Annotated in this window: 3 protein-coding genes and 1 pseudogene; 3 read left to right on the top strand and 1 reads right to left on the bottom strand. The window is 43.8% G+C overall.

From position 1 onward, the window contains the following. Together RMO52_RS11400 and RMO52_RS11395 are read left to right on the top strand one after the other, a co-directional pair. Positions 1-258, top strand: a 258-nt coding sequence (locus tag RMO52_RS11400) for a BrnT family toxin (RefSeq protein ID WP_310414148.1), incomplete at its 5' end; no start/stop codon positions are given. Positions 259-261: 3 nt separating this feature from the next. Next, positions 262-549 (top strand): BrnA antitoxin family protein, encoded by a 288-nt coding sequence (locus tag RMO52_RS11395; RefSeq protein WP_309744670.1) that lies wholly within the window; start codon positions 262-264, stop codon positions 547-549. A 250-nt stretch (positions 550-799) separates the two neighbouring features. On the opposite strand, the gene RMO52_RS11390 is transcribed toward RMO52_RS11395, so the two are convergent. Further along, positions 800-2,083: a DUF6745 domain-containing protein gene (locus tag RMO52_RS11390; protein WP_309744668.1), complete on the bottom strand. Its 1,284-nt coding sequence runs from the start codon at positions 2,081-2,083 to the stop codon at positions 800-802. A gap of 263 nt (positions 2,084-2,346) precedes the next feature. Here RMO52_RS11390 and RMO52_RS11385 point away from each other — a divergent pair. Further along, positions 2,347-3,758 (top strand): annotated as a pseudogene (locus RMO52_RS11385) (glutamate synthase subunit alpha); the annotation flags it as partial.

Genomic DNA, 3,758 nt, shown 5'->3' with positions numbered 1-3,758 from the left:
CAATGGGACAAAAACAAAGCAGCAACAAACCTCAATAAGCACGGGATTGATTTTGCCGATGCAGTTTCTGTGTTTTCAGACGATCTCGCAGTCACAACATTAGATGAACGATTCGATGAGGAGCGATTTATTACCATTGGGCTAGATGCTCTAGGTCGAATACTTGTGGTGGTATATACCTGGCGCGATCGGGAAATTAGGTTGATTTCGGCTAGAGCGGCGACCCGTCAAGAACGAAGACAGTATGAAGAGGGATAAATCATGGAAGTAGAACACGATTCTGTAGAAGTAGAATATGATTTTAGCCAAGGGAAACGAGGTGCTATCGATCCGATTGGTGCGGGAAAAACGCGGATTACAATTCGGATTGATGATGATGTTTTAGACTGGTTCCGGGAACAAGTTCATCAAGCAGGAGGAGGTAACTATCAAACATTACTGAATGAAGCATTGCGAACCCATATTCACAAGCAGCATGAGCCTCTAGAATCAACTTTGAGACGAGTGTTACGCGAAGAATTGGGACAAACTCGTCTGGCTTCAAATTAGTCGATCGATCGATAATCCCAACAGGATACAAAGATACTCCTCAATACCGATCGATCGAACCTCAAACACTAAAATTGTCAGGTTTCTCGAAGTAGGTAATCGATCGATCATTCCAACAGAATACAAAGATGCTCCTCAATATCGATCGATCGAACCTCAAACACTGAAATCGTTAGGTTTCTCGAAGTAAGTAATCGATCGATTATCCCAACAGGATATAAAAATACTCCTCAATACCGATCGATCGGGGTTAGATTTCGTTATTGATAATTCGCTGAATATTTCCATGCTCAGAATACACGCTAAAACCATCAGCAAATTTCATTGCGGCACTTTCATCTGCGTGTAGGTTTCCTTCTAAATCGAATGAAAACTTAATTGGACGACCACAGACTGTCAAAGATTTTTCAGTTGGAATTATCCATCCACAGGAAGATGCCAGTGATTCAAGTATTGATAATCGATTCAGATCGCAGTCATAACCCAATACTGAAATATAAGCTTCAAGGGATGCTGCTTGCATACACAAATATTCATGACGAATAATAGATCGACGAAGCTGTTTTCTTACAATCCGAAAAATATAAGCCCACGATCCATTCTCTTTCGATCCATTCCATATTTCTTTTGTAATGTGGCTTTCTAATATTTTTATTACTAAATCAGATTGTTCTACCCATAGAGAATCATACAACGCTATAAACAAATCTTTTTTCAACTGAGTATCTATCTGAGCGTAAACTTGCTCTTCCAGATGGCTAACCAAATTTTGTAAAATTTTGGCACTCTGCTGTGAATTAAAACTACTTTCTAGTTTTATAGCGATCTGCTCACCGCTTTCCATCAGTCGATCTGTAGAGAGTTTCATATCGTTTGCAACTTCGCCAATTATTGAGGCTAATGCTGCATATGGACTATTAATAAAATGGATTTCTGGTTCTACAGTAATTCCAGATATGTGATAGGCGGCTTTAATAGCTTCGGCAGCAATGCCATTATCAATAATTTCAGTCGAAAAGCAAATTTTCTTCCATTTATCAAAGCAAGTAGAAATCTTAGTTTCTTGCTCACTACTGAAACAGTCGTTTCTTGTGCGTCTAGTGGTTAATTCTGCTGGTAGCTTACTATTTTGAGTGTATGACGCACGAATTATATCTATATCTCTCCAAGCAAGACGTTCCGCTGCTGTTATGGCAGATCCAAGGCTTTGACCATATTCATCGAATAACTCAATCCAACCACGGCTACCTTCAGTACCGACCTCAACAACAAATACGTCACGATTTTGAATAATTTCTTTGAATACAAATACAGATCCATAATCTTCAGCTTCAACCTTCAGGCGGTAGAAATCATGCGCATCAAGAATACTCTGATGGATACCAATTCTAGTTTCTGCATTCCTAAGATTTAGCGATTGATATCCTGGTAATGACTGGACTTTTTGAGCTAATCTACCTTCTCGATATGCTCTATGTTCCTCCTGTTTTCTATTTATCCAAATCTGTTTAATGCTCTCTGTCCATTCAGTCATAATAAATATTCCTTTAATTTAAATATTGACTATATCGATCCTGCTATCTTAATTATAAATTAGCAAATATCTGTACGTTGGGTTGAAGAATGGAACCCAATAAACTCAACTCAGCTTCTCCTGACAGAGCATCTGAGGTTAAATATTTGTATCAGTAGCTACCCTAACCGCGAAAATGCGTTAGAAAATAGTAGGCTCTAGAATCAGCCTTAATTGTGCATTCTACTCCCCAGCCCGATCGATCGTTCCTACATCCTCAATCCATGAACACTAGTCACCCAGTCAAACAAGGTTTATACGATCCGCAGTTTGAGCATGATGCTTGCGGTATCGGTTTTATCGCGCAGATGAAAGGGGCGAAGTCGCATGAGATTGTGGCGCAAGCACTGACAATATTGGTGAATCTCGATCACCGTGGCGCGTGCGGTTGCGAGACAAATACAGGGGATGGGGCGGGGATTTTGATGCAGGTGCCCCATAAGTTTATGAAGAAGGTGGCGGCGGCTGAAGGGATTGAATTACCCGCAGCGGGACAGTATGGAGTCGGGGCCGTGTATGGATCGCCAGATGCTGCGACTCGATCGAAGAGTCGCCAGATATTCGCGGAAGTTTTGGCGGCGGAGGGCTTGAAGGTATTGGGTTGGCGGGATGTGCCAACGGATAATAGTTCCTTGGGTGAGACGGCGAAATCGAGTGAGCCGTTTATGCAGCAGGTATTTATTGCTAAATCGCCCGAATTAGCTGATGAATTAGCGTTCGAGCGGAAGTTGTTTGTGATTCGCAAGCTGGCGCATACAGCAATTAGGGCGGCGAATGTCGATGTGCATTGGTATGTGGCGAGTATATCGGCGCGGACGCTCGTGTATAAGGGGATGTTGATGCCCGTGCAGGTGGGGCAATATTTCCCTGAACTCCAAGATCCGGATATGGAGAGCGCGTTGGCGTTGGTGCATTCGCGGTTTAGTACCAATACTTTCCCCAGTTGGGAGCGGGCGCATCCTTATCGCTACATCGCCCACAATGGTGAAATCAATACCATGCGCGGCAATATCAACTGGATGACGGCGCGACAGTCGTTGTTTGCGTCGGATTTATTCGGCGATGATATTAATAAGATTAAACCTGCGATTAATGTCGATGGTAGTGACTCGACGATCTTTGATAATGCCCTGGAATTATTGACTCTTTCCGGTCGGAGTTTGCCCCATGCGATGATGATGATGGTGCCCGAACCTTGGACGGCACATGAGTCGATGAGTGCCGAGAAGAAGGCGTTTTATGAATACCATTCTTGCTTGATGGAGCCGTGGGATGGCCCAGCTTCGATCGCTTTTACTGATGGTAACTCGATCGGGGCGGTACTCGATCGGAATGGTCTGCGCCCAGGACGTTATTATGTGACGACTGACGATCTGGTGATTATGGCATCGGAAGCGGGTGTGCTGACGATTCCGCCAGAAAAAGTGGTGGCGAAGGGACGGTTGGAGCCAGGGAAGATGTTCATGGTGGATACCGTCGCTGGGCGGATTGTGAGCGATGAAGAAATCAAGCATGAGATTACTAGCGCACATCCTTATCAAGCGTGGTTGGACGAGCATTTAGTTAGGTTAGAGGATATTGCTGATGGTAAAAGCCCCCTAGCCCCCAATTCTGGGGGAACCGGATCGGAGAGTCC

Origin of the sequence: Chamaesiphon sp. OTE_8_metabat_110 (assembly GCF_031382685.1) — a bacterium.
Taxonomy (GTDB): domain Bacteria; phylum Cyanobacteriota; class Cyanobacteriia; order Cyanobacteriales; family Chamaesiphonaceae; genus Chamaesiphon.
Note: the sequence above shows the minus strand (reverse complement) of the source record. Positions and strands in the feature narration are given on the sequence as shown.